This window comes from Mycobacterium sp. E1715, from assembly GCF_001667625.1.
Lineage (GTDB): Bacteria > Actinomycetota > Actinomycetes > Mycobacteriales > Mycobacteriaceae > Mycobacterium.
Genome location: NZ_LZJJ01000471.1, coordinates 1 through 692 on the forward strand (window position 1 = coordinate 1; position 692 = coordinate 692).

General features: G+C 69.2%; 2 pseudogenes. One reads left to right on the top strand and one right to left on the bottom strand.

Annotated elements, in window-relative coordinates:
- Positions 1-229: pseudogene (locus tag A9X03_RS28805) on the top strand (ATP-binding cassette domain-containing protein); the annotation flags it as partial.
- A 6-nt stretch (positions 230-235) separates the two neighbouring features.
- Here the strand turns inward: A9X03_RS28805 and A9X03_RS23645 are convergent.
- Positions 236-692, bottom strand: a pseudogene (locus tag A9X03_RS23645) (ATP-binding cassette domain-containing protein); the annotation flags it as partial.

The window sequence follows — 692 nt, forward strand, 5'->3', positions numbered from 1 at the left end:
GACGATCTACAACGACCTGCGGATCGTCGACAACGTCCGTTACTTCGCCGCGCTGTACGGTTTCGAGCACCAGGCCGCCGACGACGCGATCGAGCGGGTCGGGCTGGCCGACCACCGAACCGCGTTCTGCGGCAACCTTTCCGGCGGCCAGCGCACCCGGGTGTCGCTGGCCTGCGCGCTGGTCTGCCGGCCCGACCTGCTCGTGCTCGACGAGCCCACGGTCGGCCTGGCGCATGGTGCTGCGCTTGATGATGGACAGAAACGCGTCCTCCAGTGACGTGCATCCGGTGTCCTCTCGTAGTTGGGCCGGGGTGGTGTGGGCAAGCAGGTGACCGTCGCGCATCAGCAGCAGGTCGCCGCAGTGGTCGGCTTCGTCCATGACGTGGCTGGAGACCAGCAGCGTGGTTCCGCCGCGGGCGAGCTCGGCGAACTGCTCCCAGAGATCCGCGCGCAGCACCGGGTCCAGGCCGACCGTGGGCTCGTCGAGCACGAGCAGGTCGGGCCGGCAGACCAGCGCGCAGGCCAGCGACACCCGGGTGCGCTGGCCGCCGGAAAGGTTGCCGCAGAACGCGGTTCGGTGGTCGGCCAGCCCGACCCGCTCGATCGCGTCGTCGGCGGCCTGGTGCTCGAAACCGTACAGCGCGGCGAAGTAACGGACGTTGTCGACGATCCGCAGGTCGTTGTAGATCGTC